Raw genomic sequence first — 24,466 nt, forward strand, 5'->3', positions numbered from 1 at the left:
GCGAACCTCCCGGGCAGGCCCGCCCCACCCCGGCACGCCGGGACCCGTCCGGCCTCCGCCCCCGGGCCACGGGTCTCTACCGGGGGTGCACGGCATCCGGCCTCCAGCACCACGGGTGTCCCGGGCATCCACGGCCTTCGGCCTCGGGCCCGCCCGGCGTCTCCGGGCCACTGCTCGCCCGGGCTGCACGGGCGCGGACCTCGGGGCCGCCCGGCGCCTCGGGAACCCTCCGCCACGTCGGTGCCTGACCCACCACGGGATCGGTGTCCTACCCCTCCGGCTCGTCCTCCTTGAATTCCGACAGGAGCTCCAGCAGGATCGGCTCCCAGGCGCGGGTCAGCTGGGTGCGCAGGAGGGGGAGGGGGCTGTCGTCCCGGCCCTCCAGGCGGTCGGCCAGGCGGACGACGGTGTCGCAGCGGGCCAGCCACAGGCCGCGCAGGCAGGGGCGGGCGCCGTAGCCGGCGAGGGTGGCCGCGCGGACCGCAGCGCCGGAGCCGACCGCGAGGACGAGCCCGGCGATGTCCTCGGCAGGGTCTCCCAGGGCCGCGTCGGTCCAGTCGAGGACGCCGCGCACCCTGCCGTCGGCGCTGACCACCAGATGCTCGCCCTTGAGATCGTGGTGGACGAGCACCGCGGTGCCGGGCTGGGCCGTGAGCTGGGCCGCGCCGGGCGGGGTCAGCTGGTGCAGCCGGGCGGCGTCGAACTCGTCGGCGGCGGCGAGCCGTTCGGCCGCGTGGACCGCCATGCGGCGCAGCGCCTCCAGGGAGCGCGGGGCGGCACGCGGCACGCCGAGCGCCTCGGCCTGCCGTGCGGGCACCGCGCGCAGCCCGGTGAGCAGCCCGGCGAGGTCCGCCTCGCCGACGGCCGAGACGTCGTGTTCCTCGGCGGTGCCGCCGGGGATGGCGGTGTCGAGCGTGTAGCCGAGCCCCGGTGCCCACTCGCCGTGCGCCACGCCCGCGGGGACGGCGACGGGGAGGTGCGGCCTGACCGCATCGCGCAGGCGCACTTCGCGGCGCTGGCGCAGGGTGCCCTCGCGGTCGGTGGCGAGCCGCAGCACATGGCGGCTGCCGACCCACCACGTGGAGTGCTCGCCGCCCTCCGTCACGGGCCGCACGTCGGGTCCCGCGGTGTCGTCGCCGCCCTCCTTGAGCAGCGAACGGACCAGTCGGCGGACGGTGTCCGCGGTGGGTGTCGATGCCTTGGTCATGGGTCGCGCGTCGCCGTTCCGGGATGTCGTCGAAGGTGGTGTCTCCTGGGTCTCCGCAGGGTGTCTCAGTCCACTATGACCATCTCGCGCGTGGTGGTGTTGAGGCGACGGCCGCCGTCCTCGGTGACCGTGACGATGTCCTCGATGCGCACCCCGAACCGGCCGGGCAGGTAGATGCCCGGCTCCACGGAGAAACACATGCCGGGCACGAGGGGCTGTTCCTCGCCCTCGATCATGTACGGCGGCTCGTGCGTGGTGACGCCGATGCCGTGCCCGGTGCGGTGGATGAAGTACTCGCCGTACCCGGCGTCGCCGATCACCGCGCGGGCGGCGCGGTCCACCTCCTGGCAGGCCACGCCGGGCCGCACGGCCCGGCAGCCCGCCTCCTGGGCCTCGCGCACGACGTCGTGCACCCGGCGCTCCTCCTCGGTGGGTTCGCCCACGTGGACCGTGCGGGTGGTGTCGGATCCGTAGCCGTCCTTCAGCCCTCCGAAGTCCAGGACGACCATGTCGCCGTGCTGGATGACGCGGTCGCCCATCTCGTGGTGCGGGTTGGCGCCGTTGGGCCCCGAGCCGACGATGGTGAAGTCCACCTGGGAGTGGCCGAAACGGCGCAGCAGACGGGCGAGGTCGTGGCCGACGTCGGACTCGCGGCGGCCGGCGAAGGGAACCTTGCGGATCTCCTCGAACGTTGCGTCGGCGGCCGCTCCGGCGGCTGCGAGGAGTTCCAGTTCCGCGGCGTCCTTGACGGCGCGCAGCATGGGGAGGGCGTCGGTGAGGGAGGCGTAGGAGCTGTCGGGCAGGGCCCGCTGCAGGCCCAGCAGGTGCATGGCCCACGTGTTGTCGCTGATGCCGAACCGGCCGCGGCCGTCGAGGAGGGCGGCGGTGACGGCGTAGGGGTCCTTGCCGTCGGTCCAGTCACGCAGGGTGAGGGCGGTCGCGCCGGTCGCGTGCTCGGCGTCCGGGGCCTCCAGGGTCGGCACGACGAGCACGGGGTCGTGGCCGGGGGTCAGGACCAGCACGGTGAGCCGTTCGGTGACGGCGGTGGGGGTGTAGCCGGTGAGCCAGACCATGTCCGGCCCGGGTGCCACGAGCAGGCCCGCGAGGCCGGCGTCGGCCGCGGAGCGTGCGGCACGCTCCATGCGGGCCCTGTAGTCGGCGGCGGTGAAGAGCGCGGGCGTACTACCGGTCATCCGGGCCTCCGGGCGCGGGTCGGGAAACGGGCGACGGCGTCTCGGGCAGCATCCTGCCCGGCCGGGCAGGGGCACGCGAGCCGATCGCCGGTGCTCCCCGCGGGCTGCGGTCGGAGAAGGGACTCGGCATGGGGCCATCATGGCGCGCGGGGCGGATGGTGACCAGCGGGTTTCCCTGAGTGACCGGGAGGTGCGGGCGCGTGCCGGGGCCTGGTCAGGTCACCACGCCCGGTACGATCGCCAACTGCCGGTAGCCCCCACCGCCGTGACGCACGGTGAGCAGCACCGGCTTGCCGGGCCGGGCGCGGGCGACGGCCCGGACGAGGTCGGCGGCCGTGTCGACGCGGGCGGAGCCGAACTGCAGCAGGACGTCCCCGCGGACCAGGCCGGCCGTGTAACCGGGGCCGGGCACGTGCACGCCCACGACCAGCGCGCCCGCCTTCTCGGCGTCCACGGCCTCGACGCCCAGCGTGGCCCTCGCGGGAGCGGGCTGAGCGGGACTCGGGCCTGCGGTGGGCGTGGCGGTGGCCGGCGGCGCGGCCTGCGGGGGGTGGCGCTGGAGTTCGGCGAGCCTGCTCATGCCGATCACCGTGGCGCCGACCGTGCCGATGCCGACGCCGGACAGCACCAGCACGGTGCCGGCGCACAGGCCGAACAGCACGGTCCGCAGCCGCCGACCCCGCCGGGGCGCGGCGTGCGGGCGGTGGGGCGGGCCGGCTGTGCCGCCCTCCCTCGGGTCCTGACCGGGCATGGGCTTGGGACGCAACGCAGTCTGTTCCATGGTTCGCTCGCCTCCGGCTGGTGCTTACCCGGCGCGCCGGGCCACGACGAGACACGAACGAGTGAGACTGGCCGGAGGGTGGCGGAGGGTAGTCATACCACCCTGCGACGAGCGTCCGGAGCCGCACCCGGGACAGTCCGTGGACTCCCGCGGTGCTCACCGGCCGGGCGACCGGCCCTCGCGGTGCACACGGACCGGCCCGCCGGCTCCGCCGCCGCTCCGCCCCGGCTTCCACCGTGGACCAGTTCCGTGCGCGGCCGTGCGCTCCCGCACGCGAGGAGGGCACTGCGGTCTGACCGCGGTCGCACACGCCAGAACGACCCGGACCTGCTCGTCGAGCCGCCGGGCTGCTCGCTGGTGGGCCACGAGGCCTCCCTGACGATCGAACCGGGTTCGCCGGCGGAGACCGTGACCGGCTCCGCGCCCACGGTCTGCGGTTCTCCGGGCACGACGAGGACGGGCAGGTACGGACACCGTGCCGTGCCGTCCCTTCTCCCTGGTGTCCCTGGTCCAGCCGGAGCCGGCGTCCACGGTCGCCCGGCCCGCGTGACCGCCCCCGCGCCGGCCGGGCGAGCCGGGCCGTGACTCGGCCGGTGTCCCGCGCCGTGGCCACCGTGCCCGGCACCGTGGTCGAACTCCGGGGCCTCGGCCTGCGACGCCGGTTCGCCCGCCGAGTCAGAAGGCTGGGCGGCCGTCAGGCGGGCGCCAGGGCCGGCACGGCGGGTGCGCGGTCGGGCAGGAAACCGTGCGAGCGGCGGCTCAGCCACTCGGCCTTGTACCGGTCGACCTCGCGGTGCCAGTTCAGGATCCCGGTGAGCCAGTTCTGCAGGTCGAGGACGTAGGCGTCCATGGCGGCCCGCCCCGCTCCCGACAGCCCGAAGTCGTCGTACAGCACCGGCAGTTCGTGCGCGACGACATGCTCGAACTGCTGCATGCGCTGGGTCGTCAGGTCGTGGACGACGCGCAGCGCGGCCGGATAGTCGACGCCGAAGAACTTCTGCACCACCAGGACGGCGTTGTGGATCTCGCCCTCGTACTCGATCTCCTTCTGGTAGGAGAAGATGTCGTTGAGGAGACAGGCGTAGTCGATGGCCGCGTTCTCCAGGGAGCGCACCGGGCCGCTGCGGTACACCTCCGGTGGGACGGCGGGTCCGCGGCCCATGCGGCACAGGCACAGCGTCAGGTCGGAGCCGAAGGTGGCGCGCCGCATCTCCAGGTAGTCGACCGGGTCGGGAATGCGGTTCTGCAGCTGGTTGGACAGCTCCCACACCCAGCTCTCGGTCATCGCGTCCACCGCGGCCTTCAGGGTGCGCCGCTCGTCGGCGGTCATCCCGGCCGTCGTACGCGCCCACAGGTCGACGAGGCCCCGCTCCATCGCGTCGGCCGGAACCGGGGCCGGCTCGTCATCGAGGGGCATGCACTGCGACAGCCGGGCCGTGGCCAGGCGGGCGGCGGCGAGGTCCCGCCGGTGGCCGTACACCAGCGGGTAGTAGTCGTCGCCGTACGTCCCCCATGCGAGCCACTGGGCGCTGAGGTCGAGGGCCTCCGGGGTGGCGTCCGGGTCCAGGCCGGCGGAGCAGAGCGCGAGGTCGTAGGCGGCGAGTTTGTCCTCGTCCCAGACGCCCTCCGCGAGGATGCCCATGCGGTGCGACCAGTGGACGAGGTTGCGGCGGGCCGCGTCGAGGTGGGGGCTCAGCTCGAGGCGGTACGGCATGTGGAACTCGGGCAGGATGGACGGGCCGACCTTCTGGTAGGGCACGTGGGTGTAGGCGCGCAGGCGGTCCTGGGCGGCGCGGGCGAGCAGCGCGGCGACGTCGGCGGCGGAGGTGCCGGGGCCGCTCGGCAGCTGCCAGGGCGAGCCGGTGCGCGCGCCCTCGTTCATGTAGCGGCTGGAGCGCATGTGCCATTCGTGGCCGCCGGACTGCCAGTCCTGCAGGCCCTTGGTGTAGGCGGCGACCGCGGCGACCTGGTCCGGGGTGAGGCCCTTCTCCAGGGCGACGGCGGGGACCTCGGTGAGCGCGGTGTGCTCGAACTGGTGCAGGCGTGAGGTGAGGATGTCGTTGACGGTCTCGGCGGCCTCCTGGGTGGAGCAGCCGAAGAACTTCTCCAGGACGAGCACGCCGTTGCTGTTCTCGCCCTCGTCCTCGACCTCGCGCTGGTAGGAGAACAGGTCGTTGCGCAGGTGGACGGCGTCGGAGAACGTCTCCATGAGGACCCGCAGCGGCCGGGTGCCGGCGACGGCGGCGGGCACCTCGGCGGTGGCGTACTCCACGAGCCCCGCCGACCAGGGCGCGCCACCCACCTTGCGGCGCATCTCGATGTACTCGACGGGGTTGGCGATCCGCCCCTCGTTGATGTTCGACAGCTCCCACATCGACTCGTTGAGCAGGTGCTCGGTGGCCACGGAGAAACGGCGGCGCCAGTCCACGGACATCGACGGCACGGTACGCGCCCACAGGTCCTTCAGACCCGCCTCGACGGGGTTCTCCGGCTCGGGCACGGGGGTCGACAGGTCGAGCGGCATGAACAGCGGCAGGCGGTCCAGGTGGGCCTTTCCGGCGGCGCGGTCCTGGGTGCGCTTGTACATGTCCAGGAAGTGGTCGTCGAAGAAGAACACCCACACGTACCAGTCGGTGATCAGCGAGAGAGCCGGGCCGTCGCAGTCGGGGTGGGTGTAGGAGCACAGGAGCCCGTAGTCGTGGGCCTCCAGGTCGGCCTGCTCCCAGATCCCGGAGCCTTCCAGCATGCCCATCTCACGCGCCCACGCGGTCGAGTGGGCGCGGGCCTCGTCGAGATGCGGGTTGAGCCGCGCGGGATACGGCATGTAGAAGCGCGGGAGTTCGAACGGCTGCGTCATGGCCGGGGCCCTACCCGTGGGCCCTCACGCCCATCCGCCGCGCCGGACATGATCACACCATCGCGTGAACCGCCCCCGGAACGCGGAACTTCGGCGGCCACCGCGAGACGGCCGGCAACCCGGCCTCGGCCGGCCGCCCCGGCTCGTCCCGCGCGCTCTGCGCGTTCGCGCGCGTGCCGCCCTGAGGGCGCCCGGGCAGATCGACGGCGCGGGACAGGCCCCGTGGCGGCAGAAAAGCCCCGGCGGTGGGCGGGATCGCCGCCGGGTCCCGACCGGTCCGACCGGCCCGGCCCGGCTCCGTTCCCGTGCCCCGGGCCGGTGCGATCGCACCGGCCCGGTCCCGTCGGTACCGTGCCCGCCCGTTTCCGCAACCGGATGCGTCAACCGGGCGCGTATCACCCCGAGTTGCCCGGCGTCGATTTCCCGCTCCGTGCCAGGCGTCGCGTGACGGAGGGTGCGGCGCAGGGCCGCGGCGCTGTGGCCGTCGATCCGCACGGGCGGGCCGCCCGGGGAGCGCGGCAGTACGCCGAGCCGCCTCGCGGGGTCCTCGTCCCGCCACAACCGCCGTACGGACGCGAGCTGTCCGTCGCCGTGGCGGCCCCGTCCGCTGAAGGGGGCGCCGACCGCCGCGAACTGCGCCGGGTCCCAGCCGGTGCCGAGCCGAGGACGAAGCGGCCTCGGGAGAGCCGGTCCAGGGTGCCGGTCCGTGGGCGAGGACCACCGGGTCGTACCGCGGCAGCACCAGGACACCGGCGACCAGCCGGATCCGCCGGGTGGCTCCGGCCGCCGCGGACAGCAGGACCAGCGGATGCGGCGGCACCCCGGCGTCCCCGGCGGGCAGGTGGCCGCTCGCGATGATGTGGCCGAAGCACGGTTCCTCGGCCGTGCGGGCGGGCTCGGCGACGTCATCGGTCTCGCCGTCCGACCGGGGCCACAGCCGGTGCGGTGCCACTCCGATGCGCATGGCGTCGCCGCCGGTGCGGACAGCAAGCCTGTGCGGGGCGACGTCGCCCGGCCCGCCGGTACGCCCCGACCGCGCCCTTGCCGTGCCCGCGCGGCCGGGCCACGGTAGGCGCATGACCTCCTTCGTGCTTCCCCACGAGGTGCACGGCGACGGCGCCCACAAGGTGTTCGCCGTGCACGGCTGGTTCGCCGACCGCTCCGCCTACGCGGCCGTCCTGCCGGATCTCGACCGCACCACGTTCAGCTACGCGCTGGTCGACCTGCGCGGCTACGGCGACGCCCGGGACGCGTCGGGCTCGTACACGACGGCCGAGGCGGCCACCGACCTGCTGGAGCTGGCCGACCGGCTGGGGTGGCACCGGTTCTCGGTGATCGGGCACTCCATGGGCGGCGCCGTGGCGCAGCGGGTGGCGGCCGCCGCCCCGGACCGGCTGCGCCGGATGGTCGGCGTCTCACCGGTGCCGGCCTCCGGGGTGCCACTGGCAGGCGAGCAGGGCGCGCTGTTCACGGACGCCGCGCACCGGCCCGAGTACCGGCGGGCGATCATCGACTTCACCACCGGGGGCCGGCGTCCCGCCGCCTGGCTGGACCGCATGGTCGCGCGTTCGCTGGAGCGCAGCGACGCCAGGGCGTTCCGGTCCTGGCTGGACTCCTGGGCGGGCGACGACTTCCACACCGACGTCGTCGGCAGCGAGGTGCCGGCCCTGGCCGTGGCCGGCGGGCTCGACCCGGCCCTCTCGCCGGAGGTCATGCGGCGGACGTGGATGTCCTGGTACCCGCGTGCCGAACTCGTGGCCCTGCCGTTCGCCGGTCACTACGCCATGGACGAGTGCCCGCTGGAACTGATCCGCGTCGTCGAGGACTTCCTGCGGGCGGACACCGGGGGGACGGCGGCCGAGCCGGCCCCGGCCGACGAGAGCGAGCCGGCGTGAGCGTGCCCGACGGGCCGCCGGTGCCCGACGTGTTCGACCCGCGCCGGTACGCCGTCGGGGTGCCGTACGACGACTACCGTGTACTGCGCGACCACCGTCCGGTCGCCTGGCAGGAGGAGCCGGAGGTGCTGGGCTGGCCGGCCGGGCCGGGGTTCTGGGCGGTGACCCGGCACGCGGACGTCGTCCGGGTGCTGAAGGACGCCACGACGTACTCCTCCCACCTCGGCGCGACCCAGATCCGCGATCCGGACCCCGAGGACCTGCCGTTCATCCGCGGCATGATGCTCAATCAGGACCCGCCGCGGCACGGGCGGTTGCGCCGGCTGGTGAGCCGTGCTTTCACGCCGGGCCGGGTCGACCGGTTCGCCGCCGTCGCCCGGGAGCGGGCGCGCACGCTCCTCGCCGGAGCGCTCCGGGAGGCGCGGGAAGGGGACGGCACCGTCGATCTGGTGGCGTCCGTGACCGACGAGTACGCCCTGCTCAACCTGGCGGATCTGCTGGGCGTCCCGGAGACCGACCGGCGGCTGCTGCTGCACTGGACGCAGCGGGTCATCGGCTACCAGGACCCGGACGAGGCCGGTCCCGCGGTGCTGGACGAGGGGGGCGAGCCCGTCGATCCGCGATCCCCGGCGATGCTGGAGGACATGTTCGCCTACGCGCGCCAGCTGGCCGCGCACAAGCGGCGGTACCCGGCCGACGACGTCATGACCACGCTCGCGAGCGAGGCAGAACTCGCCGAGGCGGAGCTGGAGATGTTCTTCTTCCTGCTCACCGTCGCCGGCAACGACACCGTACGCAGCGCGGCCCCCGGCGGGCTGCTGGCACTGGCGGAACACCCGGAGGGCTACGCTGCGCTGCGCGCCGGGAAGGCGGAACTTCCCACGGCCGTCGATGAGTTGCTGCGCTGGCATCCGCCCGTGCTGACCTTCCGGCGGACCGCCGCACGGGACACCGAGCTGGCCGGGCAGCGGATCCGGGCGGGTGACAAGGTCGTGGTCTTCCACGCCTCGGCCAACCGGGACGAGCGGGTCTTCTCCGATCCAGCCCGGCTCGACCTCGCCCGCTCCCCCAACCCGCACGTGTCCTTCGGCGACGGCCCGCACGTGTGTCTGGGCGCCCACTTCGCCCGGCTGCAACTGCGGCTGCTCCACGAGGAGGTGCTGCGCGTACTCCCCGAGGTGTGTCCGGCGGCACCGGCCGGGCGGCTCGTGTCGAACTTCATCAACGGCATCAAGTCACTGCCGTTGCGGATCACTTGAGGTCGGCCTGGATCAGCGCGTGGGTGCCTCCGGTGCGCCAGCGGCGGCCCTCGGCCGCCACCAGCCGGGCCTCGGTCGCCGGGGACAGGCCGGTGATCACGTCCGACTTCAGGGTGCGCAGCGCGGCGACCGGGCCGGGGAAGTACGCGGTCGTCTCCCGGAAGGGGGTCGTCGGCGGCCACAGCCGGTCGCCCACCAGACGCCGGTAGTTGAGGTCGCCCTTGAAGACGGTCAGCGTGGCCGCGGCGAACTCGGCGCGCAGGTCGTCCGGCATCGCCGCATAGGGCAGTGGCGCGCAGGAGAAGGGGTGGGCGCGCACGGTGAGGCGGCCGTCGGCCATGGCCGACCAGAGCACGCGCGCGTACTCGGCGGCCGCGCCGGACACGGCGCGCAACCGGTGCAGCGCGTCGACGACGTCGGCGGTCGTGGCGTCGGAGACGTAGTACGGGTACGGCTTGACGTGCAGCACCGCCCGCGCGGCACGGCCCTCGGCGAGGAGGTGGGCGATCAGCAGCAGATCCGGGACCAGTTCGCGGCCCGCGTTGTCGGCGACCGGGACGAGCGCGGCCGTGCCGCCGGGCGGCAGCAGCGACCACAGGGCCTCGCTGTCGTCGGCGACCAGCGCGGGGGCCGGGTCCTTGGCCTCGGCGCCCTCGGCGGAGAGCCGGAAGCCGAGGTCGGCACGGTTGCCCCACAGCGAGCCGTGCAGCAGGGCACGCGCCCGTTCCTGCTCCGGCAGGTCGGGCAGGGCGTTCAGCGCGGCGAGTTCCTCGTCCGTCTCCGGCGCGTCGAGTTCGGCGCGTTTGAACGGGCGGAAGGGGTCGATGCCCCGCCAGGCGCCGGGGCCGAACCAGCCGACGGACTCGAGCAGCCGGCGGTAGAAGTAGCTCTCGGACCACAGCCACGGCACGTCGTACCAGGAGCGCCCGGCGTGCTCCGCCAGGCCCCACTCCTGCCACCGGTCCCGGTCCGGGGCGTCGGCGGGCAGCGGGTCGACCGTCCCTTCGGTGCAGCTCTTCAGCAGCTCGTCCAGCGCCCGGTGCTGCCTGGGGCCGTACGGGAAGGCGTCCCGTACCTGCCTGATGATCGCGGGATGCCGGTCGGCCAGCACGCCGTGCGGGAACGAGCCGGGTTCGTTGCCGAGGATCACGGGTGCGAACGGGGTGTCGGGCATGTCCGTCACGGTATCGCGCGCGTCAGGCGGTTCTGATCTCCCGCTCCAGCTGCGTGGCGAGCGTGACATAGCGAGGGCGGCGGTGCACCGGGACCAGGCCCCGGACGAGGAGGTGCCACATCTCGGCGACCCGGCGCGGAAGCCGTCCCACGGGTTCGAGCGAGCGGCCGGCGACCCGGGTGCCGACGAAGAAGGAGACCAAGGAGTGCGCGACGATGCCGACGTCGAGATCGCCGTGCACGTCGGCCTCCCTGACGGCCGCGTTGAACTTCCGGGTCGCGAACTCCAGCCACTCGGTGAACGGGTGCCTGAGCGGTGGCCGTACGGCTATGTCCGCGGTGGCCAGGCGCAGGGCGGCGCGCGGTACGGGGTCCTCCACGGCGAGCCTGGCGGCGCCGAACGTGGTGCGCATCAGAGCCTCCAGCGAGGAGTAGCCGCGGCTCTCGACCTCCGCGACGAGCTGCCGGCCGGCCCTGGCGTTGAGTTCGAGGATGGCGTGGGCGAGGTCCTCCTTGGCGGCGAAGTGGAAGTACAGCGCGCCCTTGGTGACCTTCGCGTGTGCGACGATGTCGCTCAGGCTGGTGGACTCGTAGCCGTGCCGGTCGAACAGATCGGCGGCGGCCGTGATGATCGTTGCCCGGGTCTGCTCGGCGCGTAACTGCCTCGCCATCCTTGACCCCTCCTCGCGACTCGAACGAACGGGACATGCGGTTTGTTTTTGACCCCGCGCACACGATAACTCACCTGGCGACAGCGGGAGTCCGGGGCAGGGCCGACCCAACGACGCCTGTCACCTGCGGATCCGGCCTCGGACGCCCCCTCGACGGTCCTGCACGGACGAGACCAGAGCGGTTCCCCCTTCCTTGCCCGACTGCCCTCGGCAGCCGCGGGGCGGCGGGCGCCAAACCCATGATCGCCACGATACGAGGCCGACGCCCGGCTCCTCAACGGTGTCACGGAGCAGGCGCGAAACATCCCAACCGGTCGGTGCTTTCACGCCCCCGGCTCGCCGATGCGCCGGTCCCTTGAACACGCCGCACACCGCCGCCGTACTGGACGCCGCAGACCCCGTTCCCGTGCCCGCCGAGGAGATGCCCCGGATGACCCGGACGACCGCCCGCCTGAGCGCCGCGGCGGCCGCCGCCGCGGCCCCGCTCCTGCTCGTGACGTGGGCGGCGGGGCCCGCACAGGCGCACGGAGCCCCCACGGCCCCGGTGAGCCGGGTCTACGCCTGCTCGCCCGAGGGCGGCGACGCCACCCGCTCGGCGGCCTGCCGGGCGGCCGTCGCGGCGAACGGCGCTCCGTTCACCGCCTGGGACGACCTGCGCGTGGCGGGGGTGAACGGCCGCGACCGGCGGCTGATTCCCGACGGCAGGCTGTGCAGCGGGAACCTGCCCGCGTACCGCGGTCTGGACCTGGCCCGGCGGGACTGGCCGGCGACGCGGCTGGCACCCGGCGGCAGGCTGACGATGACGTACGCCTCGACGATCGCGCACACGGGCACCTTCAGGCTCTACCTGACCAAGCCCGGTTACGACCCGTCGAAACCGCTCACGTGGTCCGACCTGCCCGGGCGCCCCTTCGCCCGGGTCACCGATCCGCCGCTGCGGGACGGGGCGTATCACCTACGCGCGACGCTGCCGGCGGACCGTACGGGGCGTCAGGTCCTCTATACGATCTGGCAGAACAGCAGCACTCCGGACACCTATTACTCGTGCTCCGACGTGGTCTTCCCGGAGAAGGGACAGGACGCGGGGGCAGGGGCGGCGAAGGCCGCACAGGGCGCGACGGCGGTCCCGGCTCCCGCTGCGGGCGAGCGCGTCGGCCAGGGCAGCGGGCCCTCGGCGCACATGCTGACGGGCGGCGCCGCCGCGGTGCTGGTGCTCACCGGGGGCGCCGCCCTGGCCGTACGGCTACGGCGGCGTTGAACCGATCCGTCCGGCAGGTCAGTTGACGTAGACGCGGGCGCCGCCGTCCGTCACGGGCGCGTACTTGGCGGTGAAGTAACCGCTCGCGAAACACAGCGACGAACCCGAGACCTTCGTGAACTGCTGGTTGGTGAAGGTGATGCTGCTGTCGGAGTTGTCCGCCTTCCCGGTCAGGGAGGCCGCCTGGTAGACGCAGGTGATGGAGCCCAGCAGCGTCTTCAGCTTGACCGTGGTCTGGACGCTCGAACCGCCGGCCGGGGAGACGGTGAGGGTGCCGTCGGAGGCGACCGTCGCCGTGTAGGGCAGGTTGTCGACGGTGATGCTGCTGACGCCGGTGACACCGATGACGTTGCTGGTGCAGGAGGAGGCGTCGAAGCTGTGCCCGGTGACGGACTCGGTGGCCGTACCGGGGGCCGACGGGTTGCCGGTGACCGTGGCGGTGAACTGGGAGGACGTGCAGCTGACGCCGCTGGTGCCGGTCGCGCTGGAGTAGAGCGTGGCGGAGGTGCCGGGGGCCAGCGGGGCGACGAGGGTGTCGCCGGTCGCCGCGGCGGTGCCGCCCGCGCTGCCGGTGGTGAGGACGGCGCTGCCGTCGGCGGAGGCGGGGGCGGCCACGGCGAGGGCGAGGGCGGTGGCGGTGCCGGCGAGGGCGAGGAGGGATCGGGTACGCATGCGGGTGCCTCTTTCCTGGTGGGGTCCGGACGAGGTGGGGTGAGGGTGACAGTCGATGCCGTGAGGCGTGGCGCGGTGGAGCTGCGCGGTGCCGCCGACGCCGGGCCGTGGCGCCTTCTCCGTACGCGACGGACCGGCGCCGGCGGCGATGCGGGCACCGGCCGAAGTCCTACGGGGGGAGAAGGCCCTCGGCCGGGCCGGCAGGAAGCGGTCGGGCACGGTCCGGGGGGGAAGGGCCGTGCGCGGCCGCACTGATGTGAGCGGTTTCCGCGAGCTGAGGTGAGCGGTCGTCGTGAAAGGCCGGGAAACGCTTCCGGTACCGCTCGGCGGATCCGGCGCCACGGATCCGTGAAACAGGGGAAGTTGTAGACCTGATCAACCGTCAACGTCAAGCAGTGCAAGGGGAGTTGTGGCACGCGGTCGCACATCGCGCACATCCGACACCCTTTTTTCACATCTCCCTTGACCCCCCAAAGTAACCGGCGGTAACTTCCTCGCAGGCTACTGCCGCGTAACGAGAAAGCCCTTGCTCCGCCGGGAGTTCGAGGAGGCGTGCGCGGCGGTCGCTGTCCGCGCCAGGACACCGCGCCACGGAAGCCCGACCGCGTTGATCCATGCCCATGGGAGCAGACATGGCCTCGTCCCCGGACGTCTCGTCCGTCGGCAACACCCCCGAGAACCCGGAGAACGGTTCTCCGTCCGAAGCGCCGCAGGCTGCCGCTACCGCCGGCGGCGGCCGGAGACGCGGTCGCGTCCGGGCCCGCCGGGCCGCGGTGATGGCGGTACCCGCCACCCTCGTCGTCGCCGGTCTCGCGGTGTTCACCGCTCAGGGGGCGCTGGGTGTGCAGTTCGCGATCTCCGGCATGCCGTTCACGGTCACCGCGACGGAACTGAACGGAACCGGTTTCGAGCAGTTCGGCGGTCTCGACACCATGGCGGACGGCAGCCCGAACGCCGGGGACACCGGCGGGCAGGAGCTCGTCATCACCTCCGCGATCAAGAACGCCACACTCACCAAGTTGTGCCAGAGCGTCGACCTCGGCGGCACCAACCTGCTGATCACCGCGGGAAGCGGTTCCGACAAGGTGACCGCGAGCGACCTCACGACCGACTCCACCGAGCTGTCCGGCGACGCGGCGTTCGACAACATCGAGATCGGCAACGACGCCAGCACGCTGACCAAGGCGGGCGTGAAGGGTCCGATCGGCGTCTTCAGCCAGCAGGCCGACACCGTGCACATCGGCAATCTCCGGCAGACCAACTACGCGACCACGGCAGGTGTGTTCAAGCTGCCGGGCCTCAAGCTCCGCTTCAGCGACTCGGGTTGCTGATCGCGGTGACGGACCGTCCACGCCAGGGAGCGCGGGCCGCCTTCCGCGGGTGGCGGGGCCGCCGGCCGTTCTGGGGCGGGCTGCTGCTCACCCTGGCCGGGGGTGAGATCCTGCTCACCGAGAAGGCTTCGATGAAGGTCGTGATGCACGTCGGCATGCAGGGGCTGGCGGGCTATCTGCTGCCGACGCTGATGGCGCTGCTGGGCCTGCTGATCCTGTTCAACCCCGCCCAGCGGCTCTTCTACTCCATCACCGCCGTCCTGATCACCCTGGGCACCTGGGTGACCTCGAACCTGGGTGGCTTCTTCGTCGGTCTCCTCCTCGGCATCACCGGCAGCTGCCTCACCTTCGGCTGGCTTCCCGACCAGGAGCCGCGGGTCGGCCGCCGCAAGCGCCGGAGGCCGGCGAGGGCGGTGGCGGAGGGGGCGGAGGGCACGGCCGTCTGAGAGCGAGGCGCCGTACCGCCGGCGCGGCCTCCGCCGGACGGGACGGGCTCGAGTCGGCCTCCACCACTTGCCCGGGCACGCCCCCGCCCGTTCGGGCAGCGGGCCGGAGCACAACTCCAGCCACCGCGCAGCCCTCCCCCAGTTGCCCGACACAGTCCCGGCGCAACACCGCATGCCCGAGCAGAACCCCGGCCGCTCCGAAGCGCGGACTCGCCGGTGAGCGCGGCCTCGCACACCGTCAGCGTGGGCGCGAAGCCTTCGTACGTCGGCGGGGACGAGGTCGCCGGGGCCGAGCCGGACCACGTCGCCGGGGACCAGGTCGGACACCGGGACCTCGTGGGCGCGTGGTGTGCGGTGTCGTCGGTGCGGCGCAGCACGCCGGCCGTGCCGGTGACCAGTGCGCACAGTACACAGCTGACGGCGACCAGCGCGAGGATCACCGTGGCGGTACCCCAGGAGGCGGCGAACGGGTCGCGCAGCCCCCGCGGACAGCGCCGGGGCACGGAGGGGGTGTGCGGGCGGGGCGGGGTGTTCTCGCCGTGTGCGGCGAGCCGCGCGGCGGCCCACGGCGTCGGTGCGTCCGCGCGGGCCGGTGTCCAGGCGCGGCGGCACCTGCCGGGACGTCGCGGTCGCGGGCCCGGTCCCCCGGCCTGTCGGGGACTCAGAGGCCATGGCGGCGGCGGGCCGGGGCCTGGGTGGCCGCGTCCCGTTCGGCGAGCCGGCCGACGAGGAGACGTACGACGTCGACGACGGCGGCCTGGCCGGCGCCGTCCACGTAGTACACCTGGCGGCGGCCCTCGCGGCGGGAGCGGACGAGCCCGGCGAGTTTCAGCTTGGTCAGGTGCTGGCTGACGGCGGGCAGCGCGCCGCCGACCCGCTCGGCGAGCCCGGTGACGTCGCTCTCCCCCTGGATCAGCGTCCACACGATGTGCAGCCGGGCGGGCGAGGCGAGCAGTCCGAAGGCGGCGGCCGCCTCGGTGAGCACCTCGGCGGAGGGGTCCTGATGGCCGGTGCCGGGCGCTGTCGCCACTGTCGCCTTCCTCCGTGTCGCCCCGTGCCGCGTCCGCGTACCGGGGAATCAGTCTAGATCTCAGGAACTTCCCGGCGGTCCCACGAGTTTCTACGGTGCTGTAGAAGTCGCTGCCGGTGCGCCGGAGCACCCGGCCGTTGATACGAGTGATACGAGGAGTGCGCATGGCCCTGTGGGACCGCGTCAAGGAGTCGGCGTCGCAGATGCAGACCCAGTTGGTGGCGAAGAAGAACGACCTCAAGAGCGGCGCGTTCCGGGACGCGAGCATGGCGATGTGTGCGCTCGTGGCCGCCGCGGACGGGACGGTCGACCCGTCGGAGCGGCAGCGGGTGGCCCAGCTCATCGCGACGAACGAGGTGTTGCAGAACTTCCCGGCGGACGACCTCAGGCGCCGCTTCGAGGAGAACCTGAACAAGCTGACGACCGACTTCGCCTTCGGCAAGGTGAGCGTGCTGCAGGAGGTCGGCAAGGCGAAGAAGAAGCCGGCCGAGGCGCGGGCCGTCATCCAGATCGGCGTTGTGATCGGCGGTGCGGACGGCGACTTCGACAAGACGGAACAGGCCGTGGTGCGGGAGGCGTGCTACGCGCTGGACCTGCCGCCGCACGAGTTCGACCTCTGAGCCTGCCGGGCCGCGCGAGGACGGGGGCATGCTCGACGACCTCGACCGTGCCCTCATCCCCGCCCTGCACCTGGACGTCCGGGCGTCGTTCAGCAGGATCGCCGAGGGGCTCGGCGTCTCGGCGCGGACCGTGGCCCGCCGCTACCGCCGGCTGCGCACGGAGGCCGGGCTGCGCGTGGTGGGCCTGGCCGATCCGCACCGGGGCGGGCCACGCGCAGTGGCTGGTCCGGCTGACGGCGACGGCACGGTCGGCGCAGGACGTCGCCGCGGCACTCGTACGGCGGCCGGACACGTCCTGGGTCAAGCTCACCTCCGGGGGCACGGAGGTCACGGCGGTGATCCACGCCCCGGCCGAGGACGGCTCCGCCAGCTCCCTACTGCTGCGCGACGTCCCGCGTACCGGCGGCGTCACCGTCGTCTCCGCGCACTGTCTGCTGCACACCTACCTGGGCGGCCCCCCAACTGGCGGCGCAGCGCACAGGCACTGGACGCGGAGCGGCAGGCGGCCCTGGAGTACCGGCGGAGCGCCGAGGGGGTACGGCAACCGGGCGCGCAGGACGCCGGGTTGCCGGCCCGCGCTGGAACGGGACGGGCGGGCTCTTCGGCGTCCGTACCCGGGCCCTGCTGTGGCTGTCGGTGCGCCCGGCGGACCTGGAGCGGGTCGCGCTCGCGCCGGCCGCCCATGACGAGCCGGCCTTCGTCGCCGCGACCACCGGACGCACCGATCTGGTCGCGCAGGCACTGTGCCGCGATCCGGCCGGCCTGCACCGCTGTCTCACGCAGCGGCTCGGGGCGCTTCGGGAGGTCGACGCACTGGAGACGAGCCCGGTGCTGCGCACGCTCAAGGCGGCGAGTCCGGCGCTGAGGGGGATCGCGCAGGTGCGGCGCGGCCGTGCGGCGCCCACGCGCAGGGGCGGTTGAGACGGTGCGCGACCAGCCGGGCCACGGCCGGTCGCGCCCACGGGGAGGAGCCGCATGTGGATACAGCCCCGCGGCCCTCGGGGAGCCGCGGTGCCTTCGCCTTCTTCCGTACCGGCCCGCACACTCGCCACCCACGCCACGCCCGGCAGCCCCACCGCCACCCAGCAGGCGCCCTGTGCGCGCCCGGCCCTCTGCCCGCCACGTGCAGGGCGGTCGGCAGGGTGCCGTGCGGGTTACAACTCCGCGAGCCGTGGGAGCAGTTCGGCCGCCGCGGTGATGTCTCCGGACAGCGGGCGGTCCTCCGTGGGTGTGGGGAGGGCGGCGGCCGCGAGGGTGAGAGCGGGGACTGCGGGCGGCGCCGGGTGAAGCCGCAACGCCCGTACGGCAGCGACGAGTTCGCAGGCCAGGGTCGTCGTGTAGGCGGCGGTGGCCCGCTGCGTCTGGCGGGCCGCCTGGCCGGCGAAGGCCGCGGCCTCCTCCAGGCCGTCGGAGAGGACGACGTGGCCCGCAAAGGCGGGTGCGGCGGCGCTGGACCGCAGGTCGGAGAGGGCGGAGTTGGCGGTGTACTCCAGGATCATCGCGCCGGAGCTGCCGTCGGGGCCGGTGGCGAGGAACGCGGGCAGACCGGTGAGGTCGGTGCGGCTCAGCGCGGTCAGCCGGGCGGCGGAGAGCTGTGCGGTCTTCAGCAGGGCCAGGTTGAGACCGTCCAGGGCCAGCGCCAGATGCGCGGCGAAGAAGCCGCCGTGGTGGTAGAGGCGGCCGTCAGGGGTCAGCAGGGGGTTCTCCGAGGGGCAGTTGATCTCGGCCTCGACGATCCGGCACAGGGCGTCCGAGGCCTCCAGGGCGGCCCCGTGCACCTGTGGGAACGCGCGGAAGCCGTAGGGGTCCTGGATGCGCCGGCCGGGGCCGGAAGGGTGGTCGGGCATGCCGAGCAGCCGCCGTACCTCGGCGGCGGCGCGGGCCGGTCCGGGGTACGGCCGCAGGGCGTGCACCGGTGCCGCGTAGGCCTCCGGCGAGCCGGAGACGGCGGCGAGGGACAGTGCGGCGACGGCGTGCGTGGCTCGCAGCAGCAGTCCGGTCTCGTGCGCGGCGAGCGCGGCCTGGGCGAGGGCCAGCGCGTTGCTGCTGAGCAGGGCCAGGGCGTCCCCTGGGCGGAGGGTTGTGGGTTCGGGCAGGTCGTGGTGTGGCATTCCGCCGTGGGGGTGGCTGTCCTCCGCCGAGCGCGGGTCCGTGGTCGCTCGCGCCCACGCGGCGCAGCCGCACGTACGGGAACACCCTCGCGCCGTCAGCCAGGGGCGTTCCCCCAGCAGGGTCAGGCCCGTCTGGGCCAGGGCCGTCAGGTCGCCGGTGCCCACGGCGCCGTACTCGTTGACGGCCGGGTGGACGCCGAGGCGGAGGGCGTCGGTGAGGGCGGTGACGAAGGAGGGGTGGATGCCGGAGCCCCCGGCGAGGAGCTGGTTGGCGCGGACGGCGAGCATGGCGCGGACCGGGCGGGCCGGGAGCAGCGCGCCGGCGCCGCCCGCGTGGCTGCGCAGGAGCCGTAGCCCGTGGGCGGTCTCGTCGGCGGCGTCGACGGGGACGGAGCGGTGGGCGCCGACGCCGGTGCCGCGGCCGTACCAGCGGCCGGTCGCGGCGAGCCGGTCGGCCGTCTCCCGGGCCCGGCGGACGCGGTCCAGCGCAGCGGGGTCGACGACGGGGTCGGCGGTGCCGTCGGCGAGCCGGATCAGACCGGACAGACCGAGGCCGGTGCCGTCGAGCACGACGCGGGTGCTCCCGGCCTGAGGGGGCACCCGCGTCGGCACGTCCACGGTCGTACGGAAGGGCCGGGCGTCAGGCGAGGCCCGCGGACTTCAGCCAGGCCTGGGCGACGTCCAGCGGGTCCTTGTTCTGGGCCTGCACCTGGGTGTCCAGGTCCAGCAGGGTCGCCGTGTCGAGCTTGGCCGAGACCGCGTCGAGCGCGTCGACGCCCTTCTGCGGCAGGGCGCTCTTGTAGACGAGCGGCTGCACGTTCTCGAAGCCGAAGAGGTTCTTCGGGTCCTGCAGGACGACGTGCTTCTCCTTGGCGATGGACGGATCCGTGGTGAAGAGGTCCGCCACCTGCACGGCGTTCTTCTTCAGCGCCGCCTGGGTGAGCGGGCCGCCCGCGTCCAGCGCCTTGAAGGACTTGAACTGAAGGCCGTAGACGGACTTCAGGCCCACCAGACCCTGCTGCCGGGTCTGGAACTCCGGCGAGGCGCCGATGACCAGGTCCTTCGCGATGTTCTTCAGGTCCGCGATGGACGACTTCCCGGTGAGGCCGTACTTCTTCGCCGTGGCCGCGTTGACCGTGACCGAGTCCTTGTCCTCGGCCGGCGAGGGCTTGAGCAGGGTCAGCTTGGAGTCCAGCTTGGCCTCGATGGCCGCGGTGGTGGCGTCGGCCGTATCGGGCGCGGCCTTCGGGTCGAGGTAGGCCAGCAGCGCGCCGTTGTACTCGGGCAGCACCGAGATGGAGCCGTTCTTGATCAGCCCGTAGGTGGTCTCGCGGCTGCCGATGTTCGGCTTGTACGTGACCTTGATTCCCTTGGCCTTGAGGGCCTCGCCGTAGATGTCGGCGAGCAGGGTGCTCTCGGGGAAGTTGTTGGACCCGACGACGACGGTGTCGCCGCTCGCCTTGTCGTCCGTCAGCGGGTTGCCGCCGGACTTGTCGTCCTTGGAGGAACAGCCCGCCAGCAGAGCCGTCGCCGCCGCGAGGGCGACCACCGCCGCGCCTCGGTTCCTCCGGATGGACCTGCTGATGCGGTTGGTGGAAGTCACGCAGCCGATCCAATCCAGCCGGTTCTCGGTGAGTCAAGGGCCACAGATCACCGATTGGCCTCGATCTGCGGTCACTTGTGGGCACAGAGCGGTCTCTTCGTAACAGATTCTTGATGAAAGCCGCCCCGACCAGGCCGCCAAGAGCACGTAGTCTCGGGGCAGTTGATATCGCCACAGCGGTGCACGGGGCCCGCTTCGGTGTCGTGTCGCAGGTATTCCGGAGGCGACGAGGCCTCCAGGTCCGGGGGTGACGACGTCCCCCCGGCAAGACACCCACGAAGGAGGCCCGGTGTCCACGGACCAGGTGGACGCACCCGTCCCGCACGCCCCCGTACGACGCAGGGTACGGGATGTCGCCGACCGCTGGCCCTTCCGGCGCAAGCTCAACCTGCTGGTCGGCATCCCGCTGGCGGTCATCGCCCTCCTGCTGTCGTACCTGTTCACCGACCTGGTGCAGGAGTCGGGCAGCGCCGCCTCGGCGGCCCGGCTGGTGCGGGACAGCGCGCAGGTGGCGCGGCTGGTGGACCGGGTGGAGGCAGAACACCAGCAGGCCATCCTGCTCTCCACCCGCTACGAGTCCCGAACCGCCAGGCCCTCGGTGACTGCCTACCGCGCGGCGCAGCAGGCGGTCGACTCCCAGATGGCCACGGTGCGCGCGGCCTTCGGCGACCGGCTGCCGGACGGCGAGGCGCAGGCGCTGCGCGAGGTGGCGGGCCTGTCCAGCCTGCGCACCACGGTGGAGCAGTCGTATCTGCCCGCCGACAACATCGACCCCGCCTACGCGGGCGCCGCGCAGCGGCTGATCGACGGTCTGGGGCTGGACCGCGACGCGGACCTGGCCGCCACCTTCACCGGCGACCTGCTGGACTCGCTGCTGCGCGCGGACGCCGCCCACGGAGCCTTCGAGACCAACGTGTTCGCCGCGGCGACGGGCGACACCAACGCCTTCATCGAGTTCACCAACGCGGTCGGCGCCCACGACCAGTACACCCACCAGGCGGACCGCTTCGGCCGGTTCGCCTCCGATGCGCAGGCCGAGCGGCTCGGCGGCATCGAGCACACCGCGGCGCAGCGCCGGATCGACGACGCCTACGCCGAGCTGCAGGTCGACTCCGGCCGGCTGCAGGCGGACACCCAGGCCGAGATCCAGCAGGCGGTCCGGGACGCGCTGAGCGACTATCCGGACTATCCCGAACAGGCCGCCGCCCGACTGCGGATCACCACCGGGCTGATCGGCCAGATCGCCGGCCGCGCCGACGACGCCGCGGCCTCCGCCCGCCGGCGGGCCGGACTGCTGCTCAGCGGCGCGCTGGCCGCGTTCGCGCTGTGGATCGCCTTCGCGGTGCTGGTACGGCGTTCGGTGATCAGGCCCGTGCAGGCGCTCACCGGGGCCGCGCGGGAGGTCGCCGAGGTGGCGGGACGGGAGCTGGCCCGGGTGGCCGACGACGACGCCGAGGACGACGGGCCGCCCCGCCTGCGGGACATGCCGGTCACCGCGCGCGACGAGATCGGCGACCTGGCCGAGGCGTTCAACCGGGTGCAGACGACCGCGGGCGCGCTGCTGGAGCGGCAGGTGCTCAGCCGGCGCAACACCGCGGAGATGTTCGGCAACGTGGGCCGCCGCGTCAGCAACCTGACGACACGTCAACTTGCCCTGATCGACGCCGTGGAGCGCGGCGAGACGGATCCGGCGCTGCTGGAGCGGCTGTACTCCATCGACCACATCGCCGTACGACTGCGCCGCAACGCCGACAGTCTGATGCTGCTGGCCGGCCTCCGCGAGACCGTGCTGGACGCGGGACCGACGGCGCTGAACAACGTGGTCCGCGCCGCCCTCGGGCAGATCGAGGGCTACCGGCGGGTACGGCTGTACGCCGCCTCGGACGCGATGGTCGAGCCCGACATCATCGGCGATCTCACCCTGATGACGGCCGAACTCCTGGAGAACGCGGTGTCGTTCTCGCCCGAGGGCAGCCCGGTGGAGGTGACCGTCCGCTCCGGTGCCGAGGGCGCGCACATCGTCGTCACCGACCACGGCCTCGGCATGAGCGCCGAGCGGCTCGCCGAGGAGAACGCCCGGCTGATCCGCCGCGAGCGCCTGGACCTGGCACCGACGAGGGTGCTCGGCCTGTTCGTGGTGGGCGCGCTGGCCCGCCGCTGGGCGATCGGGGTCGAGTTGACCCGTACACCCGGCGGCGGTGTGACGGCGGAGGTCACCCTGCCCGCCTCCCTCCTGCTGACGATGAGCCCCGTGTCCGGTACGCCGGTCACGGTGACGCCCGCGCAGACGGGGACGGCGTCGGGACCGACTCCGGCGGAGAGCGTGCCGGGGCGGAGCGCCGCGGCACGCGCCCGCCCGGTGCCGGCGCCCTCCGCCGCACCGCGGTCCGCGACCACCACGTCCGTCCCGGACGCGTCCGATGCGGCGGGCGGCACCGTCCCAACGGCGGGAGCCGCCCCGGCGGAATCCCGCACCGCTGAGCCGCCCGGCCCACTCCCCCGGCGCGTGCCCCGCCGCGAACCGGAGCCCGGGGCCCGGCGCGCCACGCCCGAGGCGCACTCCTCCGCACCGGACACCGGCCCCCTCCCGGACGCCGCGCAGACGCCGGGCTCCTCCCGTCCGCTGCGGCGCCGGGTTCGCGGGGCCACCCTGCATACGACGGTCGGCAAGGGGCAGACCGTGCCGCTGGACGCGCGTGCCCGGGACGCGGAGGCCGAGCGCAGCGCGCTGGAGGAGTTCGAGGCGGCCGTGGCCCGGGCCCGACGCGACAGCGCCACCGGGAGCTTCGCCCGCCCCGCAGACCCACCCCACCCAAGGCAAGACCAGAACCACCTTCCGGAAGGAGCCGAGCAGTGAGCACGTCGACAGGTGACAGCCCGACGGGCGGCACCGCGCCGACCGACCTGCAGGCGGCCGCGGCCGACTTCACCTGGCTGCTGAACCGCTTCGCGACCGAGACCGCGGGCGTCGTGGACGCCATCGCCGTGTCCTCCGACGGGCTGCTGATCGCGGTGTCGCAGGTGCGCGAGCACGCCGACTCCGAGCGGCTCGCGGCGATCGTCTCGGGCATCACCAGCCTGGCCTCGGGCGCCTCCGGCAACTACGGCCTGGGCGGCCTCAACAAGGTCATCATCGATCTGGAGGACGGCCATGTCATCGTCTCCGCGATCGGCAGCGGCGCGGTGCTCGGCGTCGTCGCCGACAAGGAGGCGAAGCTGGGCAACATCGCCTACGAGATGACTCTGTTCGCCAACCGGGCCGGCGCCGCGCTCAGCCCCCAGCTGGTGCTGGAGCTGAAGAACTCCGTCGGCGCCGGCTCGGCGCGCTGAGAGCGGGGTCCACCATGGCGGACGGCGTCCCGGCCCCGGATCCGGTCGGCCCCGCCCCCGCCGTACGGCCGTTCCTGGTCACCGCCGGCCGGGTCGCGGACGCGGGCACGGGCCGGGCGATGCCCCTGGAGACCCAGGTGGTGGCCACCGCCGACGGCCTCGGCGCGCTCTGCCGGCTCTCCTTCGAGCGGCACGACATCGTCGCCGCCTGCCGGCTGCCGCAGTCCCTCGCGGAACTCGCGGCCCGGCTGCGGCTGCATCTGAACGTGGTCCGCGTGCTGGCCGAGGACCTGCGCGAGGCGGGGCAGTTGGCGGTGTACGTGCCCGACGCCGAAGCCACCCACGACGCGTCCGTCCTGCGCAGGCTCATCGACGGCCTCAGGGCCGTCCCCGACTCCCGAGGAATACCGAGGAACACCGAGTGACACCGACCGAACCGCTCCTCGGGGGCACGGCCGAGCCCCCCGTCGTACGGCCGCCGCTGCCGGTGAAGATGGTGATCGCGGGCGGCTTCGGCGTGGGCAAGACCACCGCCGTCGGCGCGATCTCGGAGATCGAGCCGCTGACCACGGAGGCGTCGATCACCGAGGTCGCGGCGGGGGTGGACGACCTCACGCACACCCCGCGCAAGACCACGACGACCGTGGCGATGGACTTCGGCTGCATCACCGTCGACCCGACGCTGAAGCTGTACCTGTTCGGCACCCCCGGGCAGGAGCGGTTCGGGTTCATGTGGGACGACATCGTGGAAGGCGCGGTCGGCGGGCTGGTCGTCGTCGACACCCGGCGGCTGGACGACTGCTATGCGGCCGTCGACTACTTCGAGCACCGGGACATCCCGTTCGCCGTCGCGATCAACGCCTTCGACGGCAGGGTGGAGCACACCCTGGAGGAGGTCCGCTGGGCGCTGGACGTCTCCGACGGGGTGCCGGTCGTGGTCTTCGACGCCCGGGAGCGGGGCTCGGTGCGGGACGCGCTGCTCGTCGTTCTCGAACTGGCGCTGGCCCGCACCGAGCACTAGGCCCTGTC

Annotated in this window: 22 protein-coding genes and 2 pseudogenes; 12 read left to right on the forward strand and 12 right to left on the reverse strand. The window is 73.6% G+C overall.

Features of this window, described 5'->3' with window-relative positions; genetic code table 11:
* Positions 1 to 268 precede the first annotated feature (268 nt).
* The 5 genes from AB0L59_RS11870 to AB0L59_RS11890 form a co-directional block, all read right to left on the reverse strand.
* Positions 269 to 1,207 (reverse strand): aminoglycoside phosphotransferase family protein, encoded by a 939-nt coding sequence (locus AB0L59_RS11870; protein ID WP_365581885.1) that lies wholly within the window; start codon positions 1,205 to 1,207, stop codon positions 269 to 271.
* Positions 1,208 to 1,272: 65 nt separating this feature from the next.
* Positions 1,273 to 2,400 (reverse strand): aminopeptidase P family protein, encoded by a 1,128-nt coding sequence (locus AB0L59_RS11875; protein ID WP_365581887.1) that lies wholly within the window; start codon positions 2,398 to 2,400, stop codon positions 1,273 to 1,275.
* A gap of 214 nt (positions 2,401 to 2,614) precedes the next feature.
* Positions 2,615 to 3,181, reverse strand: a complete 567-nt coding sequence (locus tag AB0L59_RS11880) for a PDZ domain-containing protein (RefSeq protein ID WP_365581888.1) — start codon at positions 3,179 to 3,181, stop codon at positions 2,615 to 2,617.
* Positions 3,182 to 3,875: 694 nt separating this feature from the next.
* Entirely contained in the window at positions 3,876 to 6,038 is a 2,163-nt protein-coding gene (cyc2, locus tag AB0L59_RS11885; protein WP_365581890.1) for a germacradienol/geosmin synthase Cyc2, read from the reverse strand.
* A 52-nt stretch (positions 6,039 to 6,090) separates the two neighbouring features.
* Positions 6,091 to 7,116 carry an LLM class flavin-dependent oxidoreductase gene (locus AB0L59_RS11890; protein WP_365581892.1) on the reverse strand — a complete coding sequence of 342 codons (1,026 nt, stop codon included), beginning with the start codon at positions 7,114 to 7,116 and terminating at the stop codon, positions 6,091 to 6,093.
* Between AB0L59_RS11890 and AB0L59_RS11895 the strand changes: the two genes are divergently transcribed.
* Entirely contained in the window at positions 7,115 to 7,933 is an 819-nt protein-coding gene (locus AB0L59_RS11895; RefSeq protein ID WP_365581893.1) for an alpha/beta hydrolase, read from the forward strand. The genes AB0L59_RS11890 and AB0L59_RS11895 overlap by 2 nt on opposite strands.
* A complete protein-coding gene (locus AB0L59_RS11900) occupies positions 7,930 to 9,192 on the forward strand; it encodes a cytochrome P450 (protein WP_365581894.1) in 1,263 nt (420 codons plus the stop codon). Before AB0L59_RS11895 ends, AB0L59_RS11900 begins: the two co-directional genes overlap by 4 nt.
* Here the strand turns inward: AB0L59_RS11900 and AB0L59_RS11905 are convergent.
* Both AB0L59_RS11905 and AB0L59_RS11910 read right to left on the reverse strand, forming a co-directional pair.
* Positions 9,185 to 10,366 carry a damage-control phosphatase ARMT1 family protein gene (locus AB0L59_RS11905; RefSeq protein WP_365581896.1) on the reverse strand — a complete coding sequence of 394 codons (1,182 nt, stop codon included), beginning with the start codon at positions 10,364 to 10,366 and terminating at the stop codon, positions 9,185 to 9,187. The two genes, AB0L59_RS11900 and AB0L59_RS11905, sit on opposite strands and share 8 nt — an antisense overlap.
* Before the next feature lie 22 nt (positions 10,367 to 10,388).
* Positions 10,389 to 11,036 carry a ScbR family autoregulator-binding transcription factor gene (locus AB0L59_RS11910; protein WP_365581898.1) on the reverse strand — a complete coding sequence of 216 codons (648 nt, stop codon included), beginning with the start codon at positions 11,034 to 11,036 and terminating at the stop codon, positions 10,389 to 10,391.
* Positions 11,037 to 11,466: 430 nt separating this feature from the next.
* On the opposite strand from AB0L59_RS11910, the gene AB0L59_RS11915 reads away from it, so the two are divergent.
* The gene (locus AB0L59_RS11915; protein ID WP_365581900.1) at positions 11,467 to 12,294 is read left to right on the forward strand and encodes a lytic polysaccharide monooxygenase; all 828 of its coding nucleotides are present in this window, start codon (positions 11,467 to 11,469) and stop codon (positions 12,292 to 12,294) included.
* A gap of 18 nt (positions 12,295 to 12,312) precedes the next feature.
* On the opposite strand, the gene AB0L59_RS11920 is transcribed toward AB0L59_RS11915, so the two are convergent.
* On the reverse strand, positions 12,313 to 12,966 hold the full coding sequence (locus AB0L59_RS11920; RefSeq protein WP_365581901.1) for a Tat pathway signal sequence domain protein: 654 nt from the start codon (positions 12,964 to 12,966) through the stop codon (positions 12,313 to 12,315).
* A 632-nt stretch (positions 12,967 to 13,598) separates the two neighbouring features.
* Here AB0L59_RS11920 and AB0L59_RS11925 point away from each other — a divergent pair.
* Positions 13,599 to 14,297, forward strand: coding sequence for a DUF6230 family protein (locus AB0L59_RS11925; protein ID WP_365581903.1), 699 nt, complete (start codon positions 13,599 to 13,601; stop codon positions 14,295 to 14,297).
* Between the two features lie 5 nt (positions 14,298 to 14,302).
* Entirely contained in the window at positions 14,303 to 14,743 is a 441-nt protein-coding gene (locus AB0L59_RS11930) for a DUF6114 domain-containing protein (RefSeq protein ID WP_365581904.1), read from the forward strand.
* A 203-nt stretch (positions 14,744 to 14,946) separates the two neighbouring features.
* Here the strand turns inward: AB0L59_RS11930 and AB0L59_RS11935 are convergent.
* A pseudogene (locus AB0L59_RS11935) lies at positions 14,947 to 15,415 on the reverse strand (magnesium-translocating P-type ATPase); the annotation flags it as partial.
* A complete protein-coding gene (locus AB0L59_RS11940) occupies positions 15,405 to 15,773 on the reverse strand; it encodes a metalloregulator ArsR/SmtB family transcription factor (protein ID WP_365581906.1) in 369 nt (122 codons plus the stop codon). The pseudogene AB0L59_RS11935 and the gene AB0L59_RS11940, both read right to left, overlap by 11 nt.
* A 164-nt stretch (positions 15,774 to 15,937) precedes the next feature.
* Here AB0L59_RS11940 and AB0L59_RS11945 point away from each other — a divergent pair, with 164 nt between their 5' ends.
* The 3 genes and pseudogenes from AB0L59_RS11945 to AB0L59_RS11955 all read left to right on the forward strand — a co-directional run bounded on the left by AB0L59_RS11945 (position 15,938) and on the right by AB0L59_RS11955 (position 17,314).
* Positions 15,938 to 16,393, forward strand: a complete 456-nt coding sequence (locus AB0L59_RS11945) for a TerB family tellurite resistance protein (RefSeq protein WP_365581907.1) — start codon at positions 15,938 to 15,940, stop codon at positions 16,391 to 16,393.
* A gap of 28 nt (positions 16,394 to 16,421) precedes the next feature.
* Positions 16,422 to 16,490: pseudogene (locus tag AB0L59_RS11950) on the forward strand (hypothetical protein); the annotation flags it as partial.
* Between the two features lie 539 nt (positions 16,491 to 17,029).
* Positions 17,030 to 17,314: an Lrp/AsnC ligand binding domain-containing protein gene (locus tag AB0L59_RS11955; RefSeq protein WP_365581909.1), complete on the forward strand. Its 285-nt coding sequence runs from the start codon at positions 17,030 to 17,032 to the stop codon at positions 17,312 to 17,314.
* A gap of 233 nt (positions 17,315 to 17,547) precedes the next feature.
* Here the strand turns inward: AB0L59_RS11955 and AB0L59_RS11960 are convergent, their stop codons facing one another.
* Positions 17,548 to 19,122: an aromatic amino acid lyase gene (locus AB0L59_RS11960; protein ID WP_365581910.1), complete on the reverse strand. Its 1,575-nt coding sequence runs from the start codon at positions 19,120 to 19,122 to the stop codon at positions 17,548 to 17,550.
* Positions 19,123 to 19,144: 22 nt separating this feature from the next.
* Positions 19,145 to 20,107 carry an ABC transporter substrate-binding protein gene (locus AB0L59_RS11965; protein WP_365581912.1) on the reverse strand — a complete coding sequence of 321 codons (963 nt, stop codon included), beginning with the start codon at positions 20,105 to 20,107 and terminating at the stop codon, positions 19,145 to 19,147.
* 289 nt (positions 20,108 to 20,396) lie between these two features.
* Between AB0L59_RS11965 and AB0L59_RS11970 the strand changes: the two genes are divergently transcribed.
* Genes AB0L59_RS11970 through AB0L59_RS11985 form a run of 4 tightly spaced genes read left to right on the forward strand, consistent with a single transcriptional unit; the run spans position 20,397 to position 24,458 of the window.
* Positions 20,397 to 22,964, forward strand: coding sequence for an ATP-binding protein (locus AB0L59_RS11970; RefSeq protein WP_365581913.1), 2,568 nt, complete (start codon positions 20,397 to 20,399; stop codon positions 22,962 to 22,964).
* Complete coding sequence (locus AB0L59_RS11975) at positions 22,961 to 23,437, forward strand: roadblock/LC7 domain-containing protein (RefSeq protein WP_365581914.1); 477 nt, start codon at positions 22,961 to 22,963, stop codon at positions 23,435 to 23,437. The genes AB0L59_RS11970 and AB0L59_RS11975 overlap by 4 nt, the downstream gene beginning before the upstream one ends.
* Before the next feature lie 14 nt (positions 23,438 to 23,451).
* Entirely contained in the window at positions 23,452 to 23,862 is a 411-nt protein-coding gene (locus tag AB0L59_RS11980) for a DUF742 domain-containing protein (protein WP_365581916.1), read from the forward strand.
* On the forward strand, positions 23,859 to 24,458 hold the full coding sequence (locus AB0L59_RS11985; protein WP_365581918.1) for an ATP/GTP-binding protein: 600 nt from the start codon (positions 23,859 to 23,861) through the stop codon (positions 24,456 to 24,458). Before AB0L59_RS11980 ends, AB0L59_RS11985 begins: the two co-directional genes overlap by 4 nt.
* The last annotated feature ends 8 nt before the right edge of the window (positions 24,459 to 24,466 follow it).

The sequence above is a fragment of the Streptomyces sp. NPDC052109 genome (assembly GCF_040680195.1).
Lineage (GTDB): Bacteria > Actinomycetota > Actinomycetes > Streptomycetales > Streptomycetaceae > Streptomyces.